15 protein-coding genes are annotated in these 19,730 nt (G+C 49.4%); 6 read left to right on the top strand and 9 right to left on the bottom strand.

Translation table 11 applies throughout. From position 1 onward, the window contains the following. Positions 1 to 809: 809 nt before the first annotated feature. From ppa to EAO38_RS06335, 4 genes are read right to left on the bottom strand one after another with little or no spacing between them, the layout of a single operon-like run. Positions 810 to 1,331, bottom strand: a complete 522-nt coding sequence (ppa, locus tag EAO38_RS06350; RefSeq protein ID WP_121022190.1) for an inorganic diphosphatase — start codon at positions 1,329 to 1,331, stop codon at positions 810 to 812. Positions 1,332 to 1,339: 8 nt separating this feature from the next. Next, entirely contained in the window at positions 1,340 to 1,912 is a 573-nt protein-coding gene (locus EAO38_RS06345; RefSeq protein ID WP_121022188.1) for an adenylate kinase, read from the bottom strand. After that, positions 1,909 to 3,657 (bottom strand): aspartate--tRNA ligase, encoded by a 1,749-nt coding sequence (gene aspS / locus EAO38_RS06340; RefSeq protein WP_205588362.1) that lies wholly within the window; start codon positions 3,655 to 3,657, stop codon positions 1,909 to 1,911. Before aspS ends, EAO38_RS06345 begins: the two co-directional genes overlap by 4 nt. A 17-nt stretch (positions 3,658 to 3,674) precedes the next feature. Then, positions 3,675 to 4,625 carry a chemotaxis protein gene (locus EAO38_RS06335; RefSeq protein ID WP_121022200.1) on the bottom strand — a complete coding sequence of 317 codons (951 nt, stop codon included), beginning with the start codon at positions 4,623 to 4,625 and terminating at the stop codon, positions 3,675 to 3,677. Between the two features lie 61 nt (positions 4,626 to 4,686). On the opposite strand from EAO38_RS06335, the gene ligA reads away from it, so the two are divergent. Continuing rightward, positions 4,687 to 6,831 carry an NAD-dependent DNA ligase LigA gene (gene ligA / locus EAO38_RS06330; RefSeq protein WP_121022184.1) on the top strand — a complete coding sequence of 715 codons (2,145 nt, stop codon included), beginning with the start codon at positions 4,687 to 4,689 and terminating at the stop codon, positions 6,829 to 6,831. A 16-nt stretch (positions 6,832 to 6,847) separates the two neighbouring features. Here the strand turns inward: ligA and EAO38_RS06325 are convergent, their stop codons facing one another. From EAO38_RS06325 to zwf, 5 genes are read right to left on the bottom strand one after another with little or no spacing between them, the layout of a single operon-like run. After that, on the bottom strand, positions 6,848 to 8,065 hold the full coding sequence (locus EAO38_RS06325) for a sugar MFS transporter (protein WP_121022182.1): 1,218 nt from the start codon (positions 8,063 to 8,065) through the stop codon (positions 6,848 to 6,850). Continuing rightward, a complete protein-coding gene (gene pgi / locus EAO38_RS06320) occupies positions 8,055 to 9,713 on the bottom strand; it encodes a glucose-6-phosphate isomerase (RefSeq protein ID WP_121022180.1) in 1,659 nt (552 codons plus the stop codon). Before pgi ends, EAO38_RS06325 begins: the two co-directional genes overlap by 11 nt. Then, positions 9,710 to 10,696: a glucokinase gene (locus EAO38_RS06315; protein ID WP_121022177.1), complete on the bottom strand. Its 987-nt coding sequence runs from the start codon at positions 10,694 to 10,696 to the stop codon at positions 9,710 to 9,712. The genes pgi and EAO38_RS06315 overlap by 4 nt, the downstream gene beginning before the upstream one ends. After that, positions 10,677 to 11,387, bottom strand: coding sequence for a 6-phosphogluconolactonase (gene pgl, locus EAO38_RS06310; RefSeq protein ID WP_235852545.1), 711 nt, complete (start codon positions 11,385 to 11,387; stop codon positions 10,677 to 10,679). Before pgl ends, EAO38_RS06315 begins: the two co-directional genes overlap by 20 nt. After that, positions 11,378 to 12,709, bottom strand: a complete 1,332-nt coding sequence (gene zwf, locus EAO38_RS06305; protein ID WP_121022175.1) for a glucose-6-phosphate dehydrogenase — start codon at positions 12,707 to 12,709, stop codon at positions 11,378 to 11,380. The genes pgl and zwf overlap by 10 nt, the downstream gene beginning before the upstream one ends. Positions 12,710 to 12,788: 79 nt before the next feature. Between zwf and edd the strand changes: the two genes are divergently transcribed. Genes edd through yajC form a run of 5 tightly spaced genes read left to right on the top strand, consistent with a single transcriptional unit; the run spans position 12,789 to position 19,729 of the window. Then, a complete protein-coding gene (edd, locus tag EAO38_RS06300; RefSeq protein ID WP_121022173.1) occupies positions 12,789 to 14,579 on the top strand; it encodes a phosphogluconate dehydratase in 1,791 nt (596 codons plus the stop codon). Between the two features lie 10 nt (positions 14,580 to 14,589). Further along, positions 14,590 to 15,225: a bifunctional 4-hydroxy-2-oxoglutarate aldolase/2-dehydro-3-deoxy-phosphogluconate aldolase gene (locus EAO38_RS06295; protein WP_121022196.1), complete on the top strand. Its 636-nt coding sequence runs from the start codon at positions 14,590 to 14,592 to the stop codon at positions 15,223 to 15,225. Between the two features lie 2 nt (positions 15,226 to 15,227). Continuing rightward, positions 15,228 to 18,026, top strand: coding sequence for a RecB-like helicase (locus tag EAO38_RS06290; protein ID WP_162982710.1), 2,799 nt, complete (start codon positions 15,228 to 15,230; stop codon positions 18,024 to 18,026). A 19-nt stretch (positions 18,027 to 18,045) separates the two neighbouring features. Beyond that, on the top strand, positions 18,046 to 19,356 hold the full coding sequence (nhaA, locus tag EAO38_RS06285) for a sodium/proton antiporter NhaA (protein WP_121022169.1): 1,311 nt from the start codon (positions 18,046 to 18,048) through the stop codon (positions 19,354 to 19,356). A gap of 58 nt (positions 19,357 to 19,414) precedes the next feature. Next, the gene (gene yajC / locus EAO38_RS06280; protein WP_121022167.1) at positions 19,415 to 19,729 is read left to right on the top strand and encodes a preprotein translocase subunit YajC; all 315 of its coding nucleotides are present in this window, start codon (positions 19,415 to 19,417) and stop codon (positions 19,727 to 19,729) included. The last annotated feature ends 1 nt before the right edge of the window (position 19,730 follow it).

The raw sequence follows: 19,730 nt of genomic DNA, 5'->3' as shown, positions 1-19,730 counted from the left end.
GACATTCTCATCGCGCGCGATGTCTATGGTTTAAGCCGCGATCAATTCTTGCACCTGCTAGACTCGTTTAGAGTTTTGAAAAACAAACAACCGGGGTTTATCGCCCTTTTAAAGAGTTTGTGGGAAGCAAGCTGAAAGCTTGCCTTAAACTGAAAGCTTGCCTAAGCGCAAAATTTAAAAACTTATGGCACAATAATCCTAGCGGTGCCCAAGGGGCGTTGCCCCCGGGCATTCACTGCTTAGTGAAGTGGTTGGGCTAGAACCACTAACACCGCTAAGATTAGCATTAAGCGCATGGTGTGCCTCCTTTCTGGAGGATCACCCACTATCCCCACCAACCCACAAGCCTAAAAGATAAGTTCTAAGCCGTTTCTCCAAATAGCCCAAAGCAGACCACCATGTGCGCCATAAGACGCAATTATAACTAAAAAATTAACAGGGAATCAGCGCAAAATTTAAAAACTTATGGCACAATAATCCTAGCGCAACTGCCCCCAAAGGGGGCGTTCGCTTTAGCGGAGGCGAGCCGACGAAAAGCGGAATGCTTTGAAGACGTTGCGCGGTATGGGTGAAGAGTACCATCAACGCTAGAATTATCAGCATTTTTTGCATGGCGATCTCCTTTCCGGAGGATCACCCACTATCCCCCCGACCCTAAGCTCTAAGTCTTATTCTCCAAATGACCCAAAGCAGACCACCATGTGCGCCATAGGGCAGGATTATAACGAAAGTTTTAAGTAAAGTCAGTGATCAGTTAAAAAGTGCGGGGAACTACGAGAACGGGGGGTAACCAGCGCCCCCCTATATATTTAGGGTTGGTGGTTTTGAATCGCCCTTTCTAGCACCTCTTTAGCTTGGGCTTTATTCCCAAAGCCCTTCACCTTGACCCATTTGTCTGCTTCTAAATCCTTGTAAGTCTCAAAGAAATGTTTGATCTTCTCTAAAGTGATGGGAGGCAAATCCTCTAGACTTTGGATTTTGGCATAACGCGGATCGATTTTTTCTACCGGTAGGGCTAGGAGCTTTTCATCCACCCCGCCCTCATCTTCCATAAAGAGCACCCCAATCAAGCGGCATTTGATCACACTCCCTGCCTGCAGAGGGTCCTCATTGAGCACCAAAATATCGGCCGGGTCGCCATCGCCCCCCAAAGTGTGGGGCACAAAGCCATAATTGGCCGGATACACCATAGAGGGGTAGAGTACGCGATCGACCACCACCGCGCCGCTGTCCTTATCCACTTCGTATTTCACTTTTGAGCCATAGGGGATTTCAATGATCGCATGGATCGCATCGGGGTTTTTGCCGGTTTTGATGTGTTGAATCTGCATTCTTGTCCTTATAGAGTGGTTTTGATGTGTTGTTCTATTTCGCTGACGATCTCCTCAATGCCTCGTTCCCCATTGATCTCTTGGTGCACTTCTAGGGCTTTGTAAAAGTCTAGGATATTCTCTAAGGGTTCTAAATAGATTTGCATGCGTTTGTCAAAGACTTCTAGATTGTCATCATCCCCCCTAGAGCGCCCTAAAACCCTCTCTCTAGCCACTGGTTCGCTCACCTTGACCTCAATCACCCCCTGCAAACACACCTCTTCTTGGGCTTTGAGCACGCGATCCAAAGCCTGCATTTGCTCCACACTGCGTGGATAGCCATCAATGATGATAATGTCCTTAGGCGCGTTCTTGATCGCGCTAATGATCGTGTCGATCACAATGTCTAGGGGCACAAGATCGCCCTTGTGGGTGAACTGCGCGATGCGCTTGCCTCGCTCGCTTTCTTTAGCGATCTCAGCGCGCAGGAGATCGCCAGTAGAGTAGTGTACCATGCTAGTGCTATTGCGCTGGGCGATGAGTTGTGCGTCTGTGGTTTTGCCACTTCCAGGCGCGCCGATGATTAAAAATAGATTTTTCATGAATGTTTCCTTTTAGGGTTTCTTAAACGGATATGCAATTCTCTGAGTTGTTCCTCAGAGGCTTGGCTAGGGGCTTGGCTGAGTAAACAGGTGGCTTTTTGGGTTTTGGGGAAGGCGATCACATCGCGGATACTGGGCACTTTGGCTAGCAACATTACAAGGCGATCTAAGCCCAGCGCAAAGCCCCCATGCGGGGGTGCGCCGTATTTAAGGGCTTCTAAGAAGAAGCCAAACTTCTCTTGGGCTTCTTGGGGGCTAATGCCTAACAATTCAAAAACCTTGGCTTGAATCTCTTCTTGATGGATACGCACACTCCCTCCGCCCAATTCTACCCCATTGAGCACGATGTCATAGGCGATTGAGCGCATGTCTTCTAAATCTTCGCTTTCTAAATTCTTGGGCATGGTGAAGGGGTGGTGTGCGGCGCTGAGTTTGCCCTCTGCTTGTTCGAACATGGGGAAGTCCACCACCCATAAGAGATTAAAGGCATTAGTGTCAATCAACCCTAAATCTTGGGCGAGCTTTAAGCGCAAACGCCCCATGTAATCCCAGACGATTTTTTTAGCCCCCGCGCCAAAGAAGATCAGATCGCCCACTTGCGCTTGCGTGCGCGCTAAAAGGGTTTGTAAGCCCTCTGGGCTGATGAATTTGAGCAAAGGCCCCTTAGCCCCCTCTGCTTTGAGCTGGATATAGGCTAGCCCTTGTGCCCCAAAGGCGCGTACAAAACTCTCCGCCTCGCTTAGATATTTGCGGCTTAAGGTGTCGCCCCCGGGCACGCGCAAGGCTTTAAAGCGATTCTTCTTAGGATCGCTAGCGATGCTTTTAAAAATCTCATTGTTAGAATCCACAAAGAGATCACCCACTTCTACAAGAGGCAGCTCAAAGCGCAGATCGGGCTTGTCGCTCCCGTAATTCTCCATCGCTTCCATGTAGTCTAGGCGTTTAAAGGGGGTAGCAACCTCTATGCCCACGCTTTTAAAGACGGCTTGTAGCAGGGTTTCTGCCACCTCTAAAACATCTTCTTGGGTGCAAAAACTCATTTCTACATCCACTTGGGTAAACTCGGGCTGGCGATCGGCGCGTAGGTCCTCATCTCTAAAGCATTTGACAATTTGATAATAGCGATCCATGCCCGCGATCATCAAAATTTGTTTAAAAATCTGTGGGCTTTGGGGCAAAGCAAAAAACGCCCCATCGTGCACACGGCTAGGGATGAGAAAATCCCTAGCCCCTTCAGGGGTGGTTTTGGCTAGCATGGGGGTTTCTATCTCTAAAAAGTCTAAAGAATCCAAACAATCGCGCACCGCCTTAGCCACAGAGCTACGCATTTTAAAAATCTCATAGCTTCTAGGGGCGCGCAAATCCAAAAAGCGGTATTGCAGGCGTAAATCCTCATTGACGCTAAAATCCCCAATGGCAATGGGGGGGGTGAGACTCTTGTTTTCAATGCATAAATGCGTCAACACCACCTCTAATTTGCCCGTCTTGAGCTTGGGGTTTTCCAAACCCTCCCCTCTCAAGCGCACAGTGCCATGCGCGATCAAGACGAATTCATGGCGCACGGCATTTGCTTGCGCATAGGCGGGCGAATTGGGGTCGCACACTAATTGCACCAACCCGCTTTTATCGCGCAAATCAATGAAGATCACCCCCCCATGGTCGCGATAATTATGACACCACCCGCACAATTCTACCTTTTGCCCCAGCAACGCTACGTCCACTTGGGCACATAAATGCGTCCTCAACATGCATTTCCTTTTATTCAGACTTGTAAATACGCGTGCAAGAGTTCTTGAATTTCATTAGGATGGGATTTGATCACAAAGCCATCGGCGTGTAAAGAGTCGGCGAGCTGTTTGTTGGACTCGCTGCTCATAGAAGAATTGATGATCACGGGGAGGTGTTTGGTGCGTGCGTCCTCTTTGATCCGTTTAAGCACCTCAAAGCCGGAAATAATGGGCATTTCTAAATCGGTGATGATCGCCCCGACTTGATCGATCATATTGTCTTCAAAGAGGCGTTTGAGTAAGGCTTTGCCATCGGGAAAGGACTCGTACTTGAGATGGAGATTTTCTACAATCTTCTCTAAGCTTTTCATGGCCACTTGAGAATCCTCCGCGATGAAGATCAGCTTATCGCTCTTGATCGCCTCCACAAAGCGCGCTTTGAGATAATCCAATTCTTGCAGATCTGGAAAGGTGTCTACTAGCATGCGCTCCACATCTAAGATTTGGATCACGCGATCTTGCTCAAAACGCGTGATCGCGCTCACCTTAGCCCCCGCGCCAAAACCTTGTCTATCCCCCACGCTCACATCCCCCCAACTCTTGTGCACAATACGCTTGATGGCAAAGATTTTCAAGCCCACCACATAGCTAGAAAATTCGCACACAATGACCAAATTTTCCTCACTTTGGATAGACGCATCGCTCAAATCTCTATGAGGGTTATTAGGGTCGTAGTGAAGCCAGCGATTGATGTCAATTAGGGGTACAGACTCCCCTCTAATGGTCAAAAACCCTAGCATCATGCTATCATTGCCCCCCATCGTTTCGGTAACATCCCCATCATAGTAAATGATTTCGCGGATTTTAAAAATATTGATGCCATAGAGTTCGGCATCGTTATTGCTATCATCGCTCAAAGTGAAGCACAAAAACTGCGCCTCGTTATTCAAATGCAAAGAGATCGTGGTGTCCACATCGCTAATCAAGCTCATCCTTTGTCTTAATGAAAGTCCGCTATAATTTTGCAATTATAGCAAAGACTGGGAAATGATACAAACTTTTCAAGACTACCAAGTTTGTGTGGGGCGACTCTGTCAATACGCTTACCACTACTACGTGTTAGACGACCCACTCATCAGCGACTGGGAGTACGACACCCTCTACCAACAGGTACAAGCGTACGAACACAGCCACCCAGAGCATCTTTTAGAGCATTCTCCCACCCAGCGCGTGGGCGGGGCTTTGCTCGCGTATTTGCCCAAACACACCCATTTAGAGCGCATGTGGAGTTTGGATAATGTCTTTGACACGCAGGGTTTACAAACATGGCTTGCGCGCATTTTTAAAGTTTACCCCCATGCTAGTTTCACCTGTTCGCCCAAGCTCGACGGGGTGTCGCTCAATCTCTTTTATCATCAGGGAAAATTAGTGAGTGCTGCCACGCGGGGGAATGGGATTGAAGGGGAGCTTGTTACTCACAACGCCAAGACCATCCCCTCCATCCCTTTACGCATTGCTTACACAGGACCCCTAGAAATTCGCGGGGAAGTGGTCATTGAGAGCGCTGATTTTGAAAGATTGAATCAAGAACGCCTCCATCAAGGACAACCCCTCTTTGCCAACCCTAGAAATGCCGCAGCGGGGAGTTTGCGCCAACTCGATCCTAAAATTTGCGCGGCGCGCAAACTCACCTTTATGCCCTGGGGCTTGGGGCGTTGTCAACCCACTAGCCCCAGCTTTAAAACCATGATGGAAGAGATCATGGGCGATGGTTTTTTACCCACGCGCTTTTTAACATGCACCAATCTTGCAGAGATCGAACGCGCTTATACAGAGTTACACGCCCAACGCGCGCATGCACAGGTGGGCATGGATGGCATGGTGATTTTGGTCGATGCCTTCGCGTTGCAAGTCAAGTTAGGATTCACCCTCAAAGCCCCCCGCTTTGCGATCGCTTACAAATTTCCCGCCACAGAAAAGCACACTAAACTTTTAGGGGTATCCCCCCAAATCGGGCGTACAGGGGCGATCACTCCAGTGGCGATTTTAGAGCCCATAGTGCTTGATGGGGCGCGAGTCTCTAAAGCCACGCTCAATAATTACACCGAAATTCAGCAAAGGGGCTTTATGCTCCATGACATGGTGGTGGTGGTTAGAAGTGGGGATGTGATTCCTAAACTCATCAAGCCTTTAACCCATCTGCGCGATGGCACGCAAACCCCCATCATCCCCCCCACCCACTGCCCTGCATGTGATACTCTCCTAGCCCAACAAGAACTCAACCACTGCCCCGCGTGCAAGATGTCTTTACTCCTGAAAAACAAGCCCAACTTCTGCCCCACCTGCCATGCCTTTATGCGTAAATATGGCAGAAATACCCTCAGTACGCATTGTTTGGTGTGTGAAGGGGTTTTAGAATATAAACCCTATTGCCATCGTTGCGCATGCGACCTCTCCTACAGAGATCGCGCCTTGTTTTGTCCTAACCCCCACTGCCCCCCCAAACTCAAGGAAAAAATTGTACATTTTGCCTCTAAACATGGTTTGGATATTGCCGGATTGGGGGATAGGGTGGTGGCGCAACTGCTAGAATTAAAGTGTATTGGTGGGATCACTGACCTTTATACGCTCAATCTAGAAACCTTGCTCACCCTAGAGGGCTGGAAACACAAACGCGCCCAAAATCTCCTAGATGCCATTGCCAACACCAAGCACGCCCCGTTATGGCGTTTAATCAACGCCTTAGGGATTGAGCACATCGGCAAGGGGGCAAGCAAAGCCTTAGCCCAAGCCTTCGGGTTAGAGGTGTTTACAAAACGCGCGCAAGATTTTAAAGCCCTGCCTGGCTTTGAGCACAAGATGGCTAACGCGTTAGAGCAATTCATGCATGAAAATCGCGATCTCATCGCCCAATTATTGCACCTGCTAGAACCCACCCCTCCTAGTACCCTTGCACAAGAGTCTTCTTTTTTCAATCAAAAAAACATCGTGTTGACAGGTACTTTTAGTGTCTCTAGAGAGGCCTTGAGCGCGCGTTTAGAAAGTTTAGGGGCATGTGTGAAAAGCAGCGTGAGCGCGGCCACCCATTTACTTATTTATGGGGACAATCCGGGAAGCAAGTTAGAGCGCGCCCAAGAACGGGGCATCCCCGTTATGGATCAAACCCAGCTGTGGCAGATGCTGAAAGATTAACCCCCCCTTTTTTAACCTAGAGGTGCTCTTTGTCTGTTACGACCTTGTAGCCTTGAAGGGCAAAGAAGATGATGTAGAAGTAGCAGACCATGGGCACGAGATAGGAGATGATAAGTCCCATGTAATCGGCAACAAGCCCTTGCACAGGAGGGACGAGTGCCCCGCCCACAATGGCGATACAGATGAGTCCAGAAGCTTGGCTAGTGAATTTGCCCAAACTCTTGGTTGCTAGAGAGAAGATAGTGGGGAACATGATGGAATTAAAAAACCCGATTGCTAGCAAGAGATAGGTTGTAGTGTGGTTGTCCAAGACAATGGCTAGCACCAACAAGATCACATTCATGATCGCATTGAAAGCCAAACACCTATTGGGCGCGATCTTGGCCATGATAGCGCTTCCAATGAAGCGCCCCACCATCGCTCCACCCCAGTAGTAGCTGATGTATTGGGTGGCGGTTTTGGCATCCAAGTTTGACACTTTTTCCATCGTGTTGATTAAGAAACTCCCGATGGAGACTTCCGCGCCCACATAAAAAAAGATCGCCAATGCCCCTAGCACTAGATGGGGGTATTCAAACATACTCTGCTTACCATCATGATTTTCTTCACTAATTTGTTCCGCACGTTCGCGTACATCGGGTAATTTCAACAAGTAGAACACCACCGCTAACAAAATTGCCACCCCGGCAATGATCAAGTAGGGGATTTGCACCGATTGGGCTTCTTTGGCTTTGTCCACCACTTCAGCCGTGCCAGAAATAATTAAAAGCGCTCCAAAGTGCGGCCCTACAGTGGTACCTAGGGAGTTGAAGGCTTGCACGAGAGTGAGCGCGGTGGCTTCTTTGCCTGGGGCCAATAGAGTTACAAAGGGGTTGCCCGCCGTCTGCAAAAGCACGACCCCACTGGCCAAAATAAAGAGCGCGCCTAAAAAGATGGGGTAAGAAGCCGTAGAAGCGGCCGGGTAAAAGAGGATACAGCCCAAGGCAGTGAGCAAAAAGCCCCCCACTACCCCAGCAGGATAGCCAATTTTTTCTAACAATTTCCCAAAGGGCCCGCCCGTGATAAAATAGGCCCCAAAGAAACAAAACTGCACCAACGCTGCCTCAAAATGGCTCAACTCAAAGATCTTCTTCAGATGGGGAATCAGTACATCGTTAAGCACCGTGATGAAGCCCATAATGAAAAACAGCGCGGTCAGGCTGGCCAGGGCAAAAGTATTACTCTTAGTCTGCATGCAAAACTCCTTTGTTGTAGGTTTTATAAAGATTGATTAAGTGTTGTGTGGAGCTATCATGGGGGTTTTGCGCGCTCCCCTCGCGCAATTGGGTTAGAATATCTTTAGCCAATTCCTTGCCCAATTCCACGCCCCATTGATCAAAACTATTGATGTCCCAAATAGCCCCCTGCACGAAAATTTTATGTTCATAAAGCGCGACCAAACTCCCAATACTCTTGGGCGTGATCGCATCGAGCAAGAGCATATTGCTAGGGCGGTTGCCCGAGAACACGCGGTGAGGGGCGAGCGCGCGCGCTTGCGTATCGGGCATGCCCTTTTCTAGAAGTTGGGTATAGGCCTCTTTATAATCCTTGCCCTTCATAAACGCCTCTGCTTGGGCAAAGACATTGCTGAGTAAAATCTCATGGTGGCCGGGCAAATTGCCCTCCTTGCTCAAAGAGGCGATAAAATCAATGGGGGTTAAATGCGTGCCCTGATGGAGCAGTTGAAAAAAGGCGTGTTGGGAGTTGATCCCAATATCCCCCCAGATGATGGGCCCGGTGTCGTAATCCACCACTTCCCCCCCTAAAGTGGTGCGCTTGCCATTGCTTTCCATGTCTAGTTGTTGGATAAATCTAGGAAAATAGCGCAAATATTGATCATAAGGGGCGATCAAGTGGCTGCCCGCATCAAAGAAATTCACATACCAAATCCCTAGTAAAGCCAAGATCACGGGCATGTTATGCTCAAAGGGCGCGTTTTTAAAATGCTGATCCATCTCAAAAGCCCCTTGCAAAAGCGCGTAAAAATTCTCTTTGCCCAAGTAGATCATGATAGAAAGCCCGATCGCCGACCACAAACTATAACGCCCCCCCACCCAGTTCCAAAACTCAAACATGTTATTTGTGTCAATCCCAAAAGCTTGCACGGCCTGCTTATTGGTGGAGAGCGCTACGAAGTGTTTGGCGATGTGGGTTTCATCATGGGCATGGGCTAAAAACCACGCGCGCGCGCTCAACGCGTTAGTCAAGGTTTCTTGGGTAGAAAAAGTCTTAGAAGCGACAATAAAGAGCGTGGTTTCTGGGTGGATTTTATCTAGCACGCTTTGGATTTGAATCCCATCCACATTGGAAACAAAGTACATATTTAAGCGCGGGTGGGCGTAGCGCTTTAAAGCCTTGCACACCATCAACGCGCCCAAATCCGAGCCCCCGATGCCAATATTCACCACATCTGTAATAATTTGATTGGTATAACCTAACCAACGCCCACAGCGCAAGGCATCGCTAAAATCTGCCATGCGCGCGAGCACCTCGCGCACCTTGGGCATCACATCTTGCCCATCTAGCATAACAGGTTCTTGGGTTTGCTTGCGCAAAGCCGTATGCAACACCGCGCGCCCCTCTGTGGTGTTGATCTTTTCTCCAGAAAACATGGCTTCAATCTTGCGCTTCAAGGCGCATTCTTCGGCCAAGTCTCTGAGAAGCTTCAAGGTTTCATCATCAATACGATTCTTGGAATAATCTAAAGACAAATCCCCCACTTTGAGAAAATAGCGCGTGGCGCGTTGTGGATCGCGCGCGAACATGTCCTTCATGTGCGCGTGTTTCAAATCTTGAAAATGTGTTTCTAAGGCCTTAAATGCGTGCAGAGTCGTTAAACTCATAGATGCGCCTTGAGATGGTTGTTTAGCGCCACAGCCACACCCTTTAAACCCGGATATTCAGAGAGCACCACATAAACAGGAATGGCGGCCAAGTAGGCAGCAAAACGCCCCTTGTTCTCAAAGCGCAGGCGGAAAGGGGAAGTCTTAAAATAATCAATAAAGCGCGGGATAATCCCCCCAGAGAGATACACCCCTCCGCGTGCTCCCAAGATCAAAGCCATGTTAGAAGCCACCGTACCTAAGATGGTACAAAAAATGTCTAAAGTCAAACGGCATAGGGGAGACTTACCACTTAAAGCCTGTTGGCTAATGAGCTCAGGGGTCATCTGGATAGAACCAATTCCCTCTCTGTCGGCTAAAGCCGCATGGATGAGCACTAACCCCGCCCCGCTCAAAAAGCGTTCAGCAGAAACATGCCCGTACTTCTTGCGCGCGTAGTGCCAAATCATAATCTCGGTATCATCAAAGGGCGCAAAGCTCACATGCCCTCCCTCTCCGGCTAAGGCTGTGTAAGAGCCATCACAACAAGGAATGAGCGCGCTCACCCCTAGCCCTGTGCCTGGACCTAGCACCAATTTGGGTGCGTGCAACTCACACGCGCTCCCTCCCACTTGCAATAATTCTTCAGCGTTGAGCTTGGAGAGGGCGTAGGCCTGGGCGGTGAAGTCGTTGATGAGAATTAATACATCAAATTTCAGGGCTTGGCGGGTGGTTTCAATGGAAAACGCCCAATGATGGTTAGTCATTTGCACCCAATCGCCCACCACCGGGTTAGCAATGGCGATGGCAGCGTGTTTGACGGGGGGGTTATTGGTCTTGGCTAAATAGGCCTTGATCGCATCCACTACAGTGTTATACTCTTGGCAGGGGAAGACTTCCGTATGCTCCAAACGTTCAGGAGCGACCTCTAAGCTGAAACGCGCGTTTGTGCCTCCAATGTCGGCAAGCAGGCGGGGGTAAGTTTTATTGAGTGTAGAAGACATTACAGAGTACCTTTTTAGAATGTAGAATAAAAGAAATGGGAAGTTTGGGGTTGATCCCCTTAGCAGCCTCCTCAAAAACCCTGCGCTTCTCCTCCCCAGAGATGAGCAACCAAGTTTCTTGGCAACTCTGCAGGGCGTGCAAACTCATGCTAATGCGTTTGTGGGGGGCACTCTTAGGCGTGGTGAGCACAAGGGGATCTGTGGTGCTTAGGGCGTGCTCGTATTCAGGGGCATCGGGGAACAGCGAGGCGGTGTGTCCATCCAAGCCCATGCCAAGCAGCGCTAAATCGGGTTGTTGATAATTCTCTAGGGCTTTTGCTAAGATCATCTCAGGGGGTAGGCTAGCATCTGTTACCAAGGGGCTAAAGGGCACTTCAATGTTAAATTTAGAGCGCACCTTGTCTAAAAAATGTCTATGGATCAAAGACGCGTTGCTATCTTCGTGATCGGGGGGGACAATGCGATCATCTACTAAACTCAGTGTGTAGCTATCCCACCGCTTAAATCCTGCCATATACTCTAAAAAGGGGATCGGGCTTTTGCCCCCTGAAAAGGCGATATGGATTTGGTGATGCTCTCTGGCATGGCGATGATCTAGATCATTTATGAATGCGCTAGCATGGCATCCAAAATCCTCTAGGTATCCTTGAGGAGTGCCCTTATTGGCAAGTTCAAAAAAATTCAAAACCACGCACGCCCCTCTTTTTCTAAAAGTTCAAAGGCTTCTTGTGGTCCAAAACTCCCCGCTGGGTAGAAATACAAGGGGGTTTGGTCTGCCTGCCATGCTTGCAAGATGGGATCGAGCCACACCCAAGCGGCTTCTAATTCGTCTTGGTGGTTGAACGCGCTCTGATTGGAGTCAAACGCGTCTAAGATGAGGCGTTGGTAAGCGTCCATGCCACTCTCTAGCGTGCTTTGCAACACAAGGGGGGTGTTGGCATGCAGATTTAGAGAAATGGCGGGGTTGGGCTGTATCCTAAAGACAAGGGGAGCACCCCCCTTAAAGCTAACCACCACCTCCACAAAAGAACTCCCCATGCGCTTGCCCGTGCGCAAGTAAAAGGGCACGCCCGCCCACTCAGGGCGATCGATCTCTAATTTGAGCGCGACAAAGGTTTCGGTTTGGCTGTTAGGATTGACATGGGGTTCTTGACGATAGCCTGCAAGCGCGCCATCTGCGCTGTATTGGGCACGGATGACCTGACTAGCCAAGTTTTTATTCTCTAGGGGTTTGAGGCTTTGGAGTAAAGAGAGTTTAGCCTGACGGATAGAGGAGGCATTTAGGTTTGAGGGCAAGGGCATGGTGAGCAAGGTGAGCATTTGGAGCATGTGGTTTTGGAGCATGTCGCGCAACGCCCCCATAGGATCGTAAAAGCCCCCCCGACTCTCCACCCCCAAAGTTTCGCACACGCTCACTTGGACATGATCGACATGATCTCTATGCAAAAGGGTTTGCAAGAGTGGGTTAGAGGCGCGCAGATGCAAGAGATTTTGTACGCTCTGTTTGCCCAAATAGTGATCGATGCGATAAATTTGGTTTTCTTGGTAGTGCTGGGCGATGCTCTTGTGGATGGCGCGCGCGGAGTGCAGGTCCACCCCTAGGGGCTTTTCTAGCACGATCTTCACTTGGGGGGCATTCAGCCCCACTTGGGCTAAGTGCGCGCAAGTGGTGGCAAAAAACTCCGGAGCGATGGAGAAATAGATGATCGTGTTAGGGTGGAGGGGGCGGGCTGTAAGCACCCTGAAATCCTGCGCTTGGGTCAAGTCCATCGCCACATACTCAATGTGTTGGGTAAAACTTTCCCATAATGTCAAATCAAGATTTTTTAGATGAGGTTTTGACTTGGTGTCTAAGATTTGTAAAAACTCCGCTTGGCTGAGGCGCGAACGACTCGTAGCTAAGATACTGGGGGTCAGTCGTTGATCTTGATAAGCCCTATACAGGGCGGGGAAGATCTTGCGTAAAGCCAAATCCCCCGTTGCGCCCAGCAAAATAAAACGGCCTTCGCGCATCTAAATCCTTTATGTATAGGATACTTTTACCAAAAAGATAGCATACTTTAGACACACACTACACATATAAGGATTGCCCATGGCACTAAAAGCCCTAGAACATGTTACAAAAATTATCATAGAACGCAGCCAACCCACCCGCCAAGCTTACCTAGAGCGCATCGCCGCGCATCGGGGCAAGATCGCCCGTAAGGACTTGGGTTGTGCCAATTTAGCCCACACCTATGCCAGCCTGCCCGATCATCTCAAAGAGACAATCAAGGACACCAAAAGGCGCAATTTTGCCATTGTCTCAGCTTACAATGACATGCTCTCTGCCCACCAGCCTTTTAAAACTTACCCGGATTGGATCAAAGAAGAGCTGGCTAAACATGGTTTGAGCGCGCAATTTGCCGGGGGAGTGCCAGCGATGTGTGATGGGATCACACAGGGCTATGAGGGTATGGAGCTTAGTTTGTTTTCGCGCGATGTGATCGCGATGAGCAGCGCGGTCGCGCTTTCTCATAATGTCTTTGATGGGGCGTTTTATTTAGGCGTGTGTGATAAGATCGTGCCCGGGTTATTGATAGGGGCGCTGAGTTTTGGGCATTTGCCCAGTATTTTTGTGCCCTCAGGTCCTATGACTAGCGGGATTTCTAACGCGCAAAAATCTAAAACTAGGGAGCTGTTTGCACAGGGCAAGATTTCTAGGGACGCGCTTTTGGAGAGCGAAATGCAGTCTTACCATTCTGTGGGCACTTGTACCTTTTATGGCACGGCAAACTCTAACCAAATGATGGTGGAGTTAATGGGTTTACACCTGCCCAATTCAGCCTTTATTCACCCCAACACCTCCCTAAGGCACGCGCTAGTTAAAGCAGCCGCTACACACATGGCGACTAAAGAGGTGCAACCTATCGGGGTGTTGCTCTCTGAAAAGAATATTGTCAACGCGATGGTGGGTTTGATGGCAACCGGGGGTTCAACCAACCACACGATCCACCTTGTAGCCATCGCCAAAGCCGCGGGGATTATCATTAATTGGGATGATTTTGATGCGATCTCACAGATCACCCCCTTACTGGCGCGCGTCTATCCTAATGGCAAAGCCGATGTAAATCAATTTGAAGCAGCAGGGGGGCTAGCGTTCGTGGTGCGTGAATTGCTAAAAGCCGGGCTTTTGCATGAGGATTGCCAGACCATCATGGGAGTTGGGCTGGAAGCCTACACCAAAAACCCCTATTTGCTTGAGGGTGAGCTCACCTACAAAGAGGGCGTATTAGAGAGTTTGGATACCAATATCGTGCGCCCTGTAAAAGAACCCTTTAGTGCAGACGGGGGGCTTAGAACTTTAAAGGGCAATTTGGGGCGCGCGGTGATCAAAATCTCCGCAGTCGCTCCAGCACACCAAAAAATCCAAGCCCCCGCTTTAGTCTTTCACTCCCAACAAGAATTTATAGATCGTTTTGAGCAAGGGGATTTGAATCGCGACTTTGTCGCGGTCTTGCCCTATCAGGGTCCCCGGGCTAATGGCATGCCCGAGTTGCACAAACTCACCCCCATTTTAGGCACTCTGCAAGATCAAGGCTTTCAAGTGGCTTTGCTCACCGATGGGCGTATGAGCGGGGCTTCAGGCAAAGTGCCCGCTGCCATCCACATCAGCCCGGAGGCGTTGCTAGGCGGGGCGATCGCACGCGTGCAAGAGGGCGATGAGGTGCTTTTAGACGCACAAGAGGGGGTGTTAGAAGCGCTTGTAGAACCTAGAGAATGGGAGGCTAGAGAGTCTGATCTGATACAGCGCGTCCATGTGGGCAGTGGGCGCGAACTCTTTGCCGGTTTTAGGAGTTTAGCCACCAGCGCAGAGAATGGGGCAACCAGTTTTGGACATTGAGGAGAACACCATGCAAGCTAAAGAGATTTTAAACACCGGCCCGTTAATCCCTGTAATCACTTTGCAAGACCCCAAACAAGGCGTGCCCCTAGCCCATGCCCTTTTAAAAGGGGGGGTTAAGATTTTAGAGATCACCTTGCGTACAGCAGGCGCGCTAGAGGGGATCACCTTGATTTCTAAAGAAGTCCCCGAGGCGATTGTGGGGGCGGGCACGATTTTAAATGCCCCCATGCTCAAACAAGCTAAAGAAGCCGGGGCGCGCTTTGCCATTAGCCCGGGGATCAACGCCAAGTTTGCCAAAGAAGCCCAAGGCATAGATATTCCCCTGATCCCGGGCGTGGCAAGCGCGGGCGAATTGATGTTGGCTTTAGAATACGGCTTTGACGCGCTCAAACTCTTCCCGGCTGAGGCGGTGGGGGGGGTGAAATTGCTCAAATCCTTGAGCGCGCCCTTTAAGGGGGTACAATTCTGCCCCACTGGGGGGATTAGCTTAGAGAACATGGGCGCGTATCTAGCCCTAGAGAACGTCGCCTGTGTGGGGGGATCGTGGCTGACCCCTCAAGACTTGATGGCAAAGGGGCAATGGGATCAAATTACTCAGATTGCTCAAAAGAGCTTACAAGCAGTGCAAGCGCAAAAGGGATAGGCATGGGCACCGCTGGTAAAAATGCCTATTTGGCGTTGCGCGCCTCAGCTGGGAGCGGCAAGACCTTTGCGCTGGTGTTGCGCTATGTGGCGTTGTTATTGAAAGGCGCGCGCGCCCATGAAATCCTAGCGCTCACTTTTACCAATAAAGCAGCCTTGCAAATGCAAGAACGCATCATCCAAGCCCTAGAAGATCTGTGCGCTGATAGCATGGCTCAAAATGATCCAAGGGGTGGGGTTTACAAAAACGCCGCCCTTGTGGAGGCGTTGGCGCAAAAATACGCCCTTGAAGCCCCCGCTATCGCCCACCATGTCCCTAGGGTTTATGCGCAATTCTTGCAAGACAATGCCCAAATCATGACCATTGATGCGTTTTTGCAAAAAGTCTTGCGCAAGTTTAGCTACTTTGTGGGAGTGAGCGCGTCCTTTAAGGTGAGTTATCTGAGCGTGGAGGACAAATTACTAGGCTTTTTATTGTCTCTCAAGGCTAGGGATATGCACGCGTTACGGGGCTTTTGCCAGCGCATTTTGGACACTGGGGATAGTTTTAACGCCATTCACGCGTTGGGCTTGATTTTAGAGCTGTATTACAGCGGGATTAGTGTTATCCCTCCCACAATCCTAAGTACCCCTGATATAGCCACCCTTGAAGCAGAAATTCTACACCAAGCGCGCGCGCTCCAAGACAAGATCAAAGAACGGGTGAGCACCCCACGCGCCCAAAATGCCCTTAAATGTGCCTCTATCCAAGAAGTCCTCAAATCTTTTAAACCCATCATAGAGGGCGCAACCTACCTTTACTTTAAAAAATATGCCCTGCAGGATTTAACTCCTGATTTCCAAGCTTTGCAAGAGAACATCGCCTTGTATTACCAAGTTCAAGAGTCTTTGGCGTTTAAAGATTTGAATCGTTTTCTAAGCCTTTATCAAGCCCATACCCACAGCCCTACCCAATTGGATTTTAATGCCATTGCCCTCAAAGCGCATGCCCTTTTAGCGGGGAGTCTGCTTGATAGAGATTTTTTCTATTTTAGACTTGATAGCCGCATTAGCCATATCTTAGTAGATGAGTTTCAAGACACCAGCGTGTTGCAATACCAAATTCTAAAACCCCTGATTGATGAAATCAAAGCGGGTAAGGGGCAGAATTTAGCCCAGCGGAGCGTGTTTTTTGTAGGAGATGTGAAGCAGAGCATTTATGGCTTTAGGGGGAGTTATAGCGATCTTTTCACGCGCGCATGCGCAGAATTTGCCAGCGATGAGCTAGACACCAATTATCGCAGCGATAGGGCCGTACTGGATTTTATCAACACCACTTTTGCTAAAACATTCAAGGATCAATACAGCGCGCAAAAGGCGCGCCCAAACGCCCAAGAAGGCTATGTCAAAGTGCGCCAAACGCCCAAAGAGGATCTTTTAAAGACCCTCACTCAAGAAGTGTGTGCGCTGTTGCAAAAGCGCGTAGACCCTTCAGAGATCACCATTCTTTGCTTTAAAAACCAAGATGCGATCTGTATTAAAGATCATCTGCTAGAAGCCCAAGAAGCCACCCCAGCCCTGCGGGGCGTACCCATTATCAGCGAGACAGACACCCATCTATTAGCCCAAAGAGAGGCTAAGATTTTAATGCACGCGCTCAAACACGCTTTAGCCCCCCAAGAACACAAACCCTACCACCGCGCGTGTATGCTCAAATTGCTAGGTCTGCCCTTGAACGCCTCTCTAGATGCCCCCACATTCAACGCCAATTTAGGCGGGTTTGTTCTAGCGCTCATGCGCCATTTTCAGCTCTATAGCCCTCCAGCGCGCCATTTTTTAGAACTCTCCCTAGCCCACCATGACCCTACGCGCTTTATAGAGGTGTTAGAAAAAGAGGATTTGGGCTTTAGCCACCAAAGCGCACAGGGGATTAAAGTGATGACGATCCATAAATCTAAGGGCATGGAATTTGGGCATGTGCTCGTGGTCGAGCCTTTGGGAGGGAGCAAGGCAGACACTTCTAAGTTTTTCACCCTTTATCAAAAGGGCTCTTTGACACCTTTTTATCGCCAAAAGGGGCGTGAACACTTTGATTTGGACTATGCGCAAGCTTTGCAAGCCTTTAAAGAGCGTCAGAGTGCCGAAGAAAAGCATGTACGCTATGTGGCATGCACGCGCGCCAAACACAGCTTGATCCTTGTGCAGCAGACAGAAAAAAGTGCTTTTGAATCCCTGCAACTCCAGCCCTTAGAAAAGGGTACAATCGTGCCTAGCCCCACTCCCCCGCACACACCCCTGCTAGAGGATACCCCCGCTTTGCTAGATCGCCAACGCGCCTTTGGGAGGCAGGACGATCACTTGCAACAAACACAAGAGGATTCGCATTTTTCTAGTGAGGCGTTGCGGTTTGGGGAGGCGTTGCACAAGGCGTTAGAATTACACTATGGTTATGGGATTGATAGACCCGCTTTAAAAGACTATTTAGGGTATCATTATGGCTTTCAGGGGGTGGACATAGATCGGGTTTTAGCGCGCCTAGAAACCCTGGAGCACACAGGCGCGTTTCAAGCTCTATTGCATGGCGATATTGCTGTGGAACTCTCTTTTAAAACAGGACGGCATGTGATCAGAATGGACATGCTTGTGGGTGAATCGGCGCGTTTATGCATTTTGGATTACAAGAGTGGAGAGAGCTATCAAAATAAGCACCGCCAACAAATCTTAGCTTACCAACAAAGCGTGCAACGCGTTTATCCGGATTGCCAAGTACAGGGGGTTTTGATTTATGCGTTAGAATCGGGCGTGCAAGTGCGCCCCTTATAATCTCTCAAGAAGGACAGCGATGACACAAACGCCCAAGAATCTTTTTTTAGACTTCGTCAAAAGCGAATCTTTTGGAGGGATTTTTCTCTTTGTGAGCGCCGTGTGGGCGATGATCTATGCCAACTCTTTTTTAGCCCCTTACTATTTTGAGTTATGGCACACCCAAGTGGGCTTTAGGGTGGGAGAACATTTCTTTGGTTTTTCTATCCACCAATGGATTGATGATGTGCTCATGGCGTTGTTTTTTCTCTTGGTGGGTTTGGAGATCAAGCGCGAGGTGCTCTATGGCGAGCTTTGCGGGTTTGCCAAAGCCGCCTTTCCTGTGATCGCCGCTTTGGGGGGTATGATTGTCCCGGGCTTGATTTATCATAGTTTGAACGCCAACACAGCCAGCGCGCATGGCTTTGGGATTCCTATGGCTACAGATATTGCCTTTGCTTTGGGGGTGATTTTACTCTTGGGCAAGCGCGTCCCCCCTGCGCTCAAAGTCTTTCTAGTAACTTTAGCCGTGGCCGATGACTTGGGCGCGATCGTGGTGATTGCGATCTTTTATAGCTCCAATTTACACATGGCTTGGCTGGCTGGATCGGGGGGGATTTTGCTGGTGTTGGTGTTGCTAAATATGCTAGGGGTGCGCTATTTGTGGGCGTATTTGCTCTTAGGGGTGGGGCTGTGGATCACCACGCACAATAGCGGGATTCATGCCACCATCGCCGGCGTAGCACTGGCCTTCACCATCCCTATTAAAATCACCCAGCGCAAGCAGGCTGTACAGGGTTTTAGCACGATGGTGGAAAACTTTAAGAGCGCGTTTAACCCCAGCACGCACAGCACCAACAAACCCCTAGAACAAGAGCAACGCGACATTCTCTACACCTTGCAAGACGCCACTAGAAAATTACAAAGCCCCCTAGAACGCCTAGAACACGCTTTGCACCCCTATAGCGCCTACTTCATCATGCCCTTATTTGCGCTAGCCAATGCAGGAGTGGCTATTAGTAAGGATCTCAATTTTCATGTGGATGAAATTTTATGGGGCGTGATCTTGGGACTGGTGGTGGGCAAGCCCATTGGCATTTTTGGCATTACCTTTCTAGCTGAGAAGTTTAAGATCGCCAAACGCCCCGATGGGGTGAGTTGGGCGCAGATTCTAGGGGCGGGCATGCTCGCAGGCATCGGCTTTACCATGTCCATGTTCATGTCTAATTTGGCTTTTGACAATAAAGACGCGATGGAGGTTTCTAAGGTCGCTATCTTGCTCGCTTCGCTTGTTTCAGGCCTGTTAGGGACGCTGTATTTGACGCTGATGTATCAAAAGCCCAAATCTTAAAGCCAAGCCTTAAGTAAAGTTATTATAATCGGAGTTTTGAATCTCACAAGGGAGTTATATGGGTCAAACTAAAGAAATTCTCACTTCGCTCTTGCCTTTGCTGGTGCTCTTTGCCATCTTTTATTTTCTCATTATCCGCCCCCAACGCGTACAAGCCAAAAAACATAAAGAAATGTTAGAGGGCTTGCAAAAGGGGGATAAGATCGTCTCTCAAGGGGGGCTCATCTGTGAGGTGATCAAGCCCGAAGCGAATTTTTTTAAAGTAAGATTAAACGAGGGCTTGGAAGTCAAGCTGGCTAAAAACTATGTCGCCTATAAGATCGATGAAGAGCTTGCTAGTAACCCCATTTCTTTGAAGAAAGAGGCGCAGTAGT

The organism is Helicobacter vulpis, from assembly GCF_003660395.1.
Classification (GTDB): domain Bacteria; phylum Campylobacterota; class Campylobacteria; order Campylobacterales; family Helicobacteraceae; genus Helicobacter; species Helicobacter vulpis.
Note: the sequence above shows the minus strand (reverse complement) of the source record. Positions and strands in the feature narration are given on the sequence as shown.

What these genes read in the sequence shown, in the direction of transcription:
- ppa (WP_121022190.1), bottom strand. Translation starts at nt 1,331, where the DNA reads ATGCAGATTCAACACATCAAAACCGGCAAAAACCCCGATGCGATCCAT.
- EAO38_RS06345 (WP_121022188.1), bottom strand. Translation starts at nt 1,912, where the DNA reads ATGAAAAATCTATTTTTAATCATCGGCGCGCCTGGAAGTGGCAAAACC.
- ligA (WP_121022184.1), top strand. Translation starts at nt 4,687, where the DNA reads ATGATACAAACTTTTCAAGACTACCAAGTTTGTGTGGGGCGACTCTGT.
- EAO38_RS06325 (WP_121022182.1), bottom strand. Translation starts at nt 8,065, where the DNA reads ATGCAGACTAAGAGTAATACTTTTGCCCTGGCCAGCCTGACCGCGCTG.
- pgi (WP_121022180.1), bottom strand. Translation starts at nt 9,713, where the DNA reads ATGAGTTTAACGACTCTGCACGCATTTAAGGCCTTAGAAACACATTTT.
- EAO38_RS06315 (WP_121022177.1), bottom strand. Translation starts at nt 10,696, where the DNA reads ATGTCTTCTACACTCAATAAAACTTACCCCCGCCTGCTTGCCGACATT.
- zwf (WP_121022175.1), bottom strand. Translation starts at nt 12,709, where the DNA reads ATGCGCGAAGGCCGTTTTATTTTGCTGGGCGCAACGGGGGATTTGGCT.
- edd (WP_121022173.1), top strand. Translation starts at nt 12,789, where the DNA reads ATGGCACTAAAAGCCCTAGAACATGTTACAAAAATTATCATAGAACGC.
- EAO38_RS06295 (WP_121022196.1), top strand. Translation starts at nt 14,590, where the DNA reads ATGCAAGCTAAAGAGATTTTAAACACCGGCCCGTTAATCCCTGTAATC.
- EAO38_RS06290 (WP_162982710.1), top strand. Translation starts at nt 15,228, where the DNA reads ATGGGCACCGCTGGTAAAAATGCCTATTTGGCGTTGCGCGCCTCAGCT.
- nhaA (WP_121022169.1), top strand. Translation starts at nt 18,046, where the DNA reads ATGACACAAACGCCCAAGAATCTTTTTTTAGACTTCGTCAAAAGCGAA.
- yajC (WP_121022167.1), top strand. Translation starts at nt 19,415, where the DNA reads ATGGGTCAAACTAAAGAAATTCTCACTTCGCTCTTGCCTTTGCTGGTG.